Source organism: Achromobacter xylosoxidans (assembly GCF_002192695.1).
Taxonomy (GTDB): Bacteria; Pseudomonadota; Gammaproteobacteria; order Burkholderiales; family Burkholderiaceae_B; genus Achromobacter; species Achromobacter xylosoxidans_C.
In genome coordinates this window covers 1-2,467 of the sequence record NZ_MTLG01000131.1, presented here as the reverse complement: position 1 = coordinate 2,467, position 2,467 = coordinate 1, and the positions used below count along the sequence as shown (strand labels likewise).

Sequence of the window (2,467 nt, the reverse complement as noted above, 5' to 3'; positions counted from 1 at the left end):
TGTTGGTTTGCACTGAAAACTGACCCAGCGTTTGCATCGAAAACTGACCCAGCCCTAATTTGATTGGGTCAGGGTTGCCACAGATTTGGCTGTTTTACGCTCCTTTTTGGGCTGCGTGCTGCTGTTTTTGAATCGGTAGCTGTCGTTGCCGGTCTCGACGATGTGGCAGTGGTGGGTGAGTCGGTCGAGCAACGCAGTCGTCATTTTTGCGTCCCCAAATATGTTTGCCCATTCAGCGAAGCTGAGATTGGTGGTGATGATGAGGCTTGTGTGCTCGTAGAGCTTGCTGATGAGGTGAAACAGCAGCGCACCGCCGGCTTGGCTGAATGGCAGATACCCGAGTTCGTCGAGAATCACGACGTGCGAGTGCATGAGCCGGTGGGCGAGGTGTCCAGCTTTGCCGGCCTGCTTCTCGAGCTCCAACGTGTTCACCAACTCGATCGTGGAGAAGAAGCGAACTCGGCGACGCAGGTGTTCGATGGCGTGAACCGCGAAGGCCGTCGCCAGATGCGTCTTGCCGGTGCCAGGGCCGCCAACTAGTACGACATTGTGAGCGGGTTCGATGAACTCGCCGCGGTGCAGTTGCCGAACGAGGGCTTCGTTGACCTCGCTGCATCCGAAGTCAAAGCCTTGTAAGTCTCGATATGCTGGGAACTTGGCCACCTTCATCTGATAGGCAATAGATCGCACCTCTCGCTCAGTAAGCTCGGCCCGTAGAAGCTGGCTCAAGATGGGAGAGCAGCTCTGGTATGCCGGAGAGTCTTGCTGCACGAGGTCGGTGAGCGCTTGAGCCATACCGTGCAGCTTGAGCGCCTTCAAGCGCTCGATCATGAGTTCATGCTGCATGACGTGGCTCCTGAGTGCGGAGGGTGTCGTAGCGGCCGACGTTCGCCTCGGGTTCGACTGTGAGCGAGAGCGCTTGGGGCGCCGTCAGCGGCGGTAGCGGTGTGCCGTCGAGCAGTCGGCTCAAGATGTTGAGAATGGTTTGCTTCGATGGCGTACCGGCCTCCAGCGCTAAGGTCACTGCGGCGAGGACCAGTTGCTCGTCATGCAACAAGACCAACGACAGGATCTCCACCATCTCTCTATCCCCGCCAGCGTGAGGCAGAAGCCGTGCCTGAAGCTGGCGAAATGCTTCCGGCAACGCGGTGAACGGCGCCCCATTGCGCAGCGCGCCAGGCTTGCGTTGCAGCACGGCGAGATAATGCCGCCAGTCGTAGAAAGTGGCACCACGGTCATGGCGCCGGTTGATGTGGCGAGGATGCTGCGCAATGACGTGACCTTCGGCGACGACAACGAGGCGATCCGCATAGACCCGCAAACTTACGGGCAGGTTGGCGTAGGACGCGGGGACGCTATAGCGGTCACGCTCGAAGGCGATCAAGCATGTGGGGGAAACGCGCTTGGTGTGTTCCACAAAGCCGTCGAACGGCTGGCCAACAGGCATCAGAAATGGGCGTTCCTCGGACCATATCTGCCAGATGCTCTGGTCACATGCCGGATGGCGTATCTGTTGCCACAGCCTGACGCACTCGTCGGCCAACCAGTCGTTAAGCGCTTCCAAGCTCGAAAAGTGGGGCAGGCGTTGCCAGATCCGCCTCCGGCTATCCTGCACGTTCTTCTCGATCTGTCCCTTCTCCCAGCCTGACGCGGGGTTGCAGAACTGCGCATCAAACAAATAGTGGCTGACCATGCTGGAGAATCTGGCGTTGACCTCGCGCGACTTGCCGCGGCCGACCCTATCCACAGCGGTCTTCATGTTGTCGTAGATACCTCGACGCGGGATGCCTCCCCACGCCACAAAAGCGTGATGGTGCGCATCGAACAGCATCTCATGCGTCTGGAGCCAGTAGGCGCGCAGGAAGAAGGCGCGACTGTGGCAAAGCTTGAACTGCGCGATCTGGAGCTTGGTGCGCTCGCTGTTGATCACCGCACTGTCCTCGCTCCAGTCAAACTGAAAGGCGTCGCCTGGTGCGAACGTCAATGGCACGAACGTGCCCCGTCCTGAAGTCTGAGATCGTTCCTGTTGTTCCTGTCGCCATCGTCGCGCGAAAGCGGCAACACGGTCGTAAGAGCCCGTGTAGCCTAGAGCGCAGAGATCCTGGTGCAGCTGCAATAGCGAGCGTCGCTGCTTGCGTGTGCGGTTGGCCTCGGCCTTGAGCCATGCCGAGAGCTTCTCCGCATAGCCGTCTAGAACGGTAGGCCCAGCCGCACGGCTGTAGGTTGGTTCAATGGTGCCCGAGCGCAGATAGCGTCGCACCGTGTTGCGCGATATGCCAAGTCGCTTGGCAATCTCTCGTAAAGAGACATGATCACGCAAGTGCCAACGGCGAATAATGCTGAGAAGAGCCACGTCGATCACTCCTGTCTCCTGCACGGGTACCGAGCAGGATAGTGTTCACGAGGTGGGTCAGAATTAGATGCAAATCAAACGTAAAAGTGGGTCAACTCTGCCTGCAAATTAACA

Annotated in this window: 2 protein-coding genes; both read right to left on the bottom strand. The window is 58.7% G+C overall.

Annotated features, from left to right (window positions below; all coding sequences use genetic code 11):
* Positions 1–54: 54 nt before the first annotated feature.
* A complete protein-coding gene (gene istB, locus BRO63_RS33840) occupies positions 55–846 on the bottom strand; it encodes an IS21-like element helper ATPase IstB (RefSeq protein WP_054458908.1) in 792 nt (263 codons plus the stop codon).
* On the bottom strand, positions 836–2,362 hold the full coding sequence (gene istA, locus BRO63_RS33835) for an IS21 family transposase (protein ID WP_123786275.1): 1,527 nt from the start codon (positions 2,360–2,362) through the stop codon (positions 836–838). Before istA ends, istB begins: the two co-directional genes overlap by 11 nt.
* Positions 2,363–2,467 lie beyond the last annotated feature (105 nt).

Coding starts and splice junctions, on each gene's coding strand:
- istB (WP_054458908.1), bottom strand. CDS start 846: ATGCAGCATGAACTCATGATCGAGCGCTTGAAGGCGCTCAAGCTGCAC.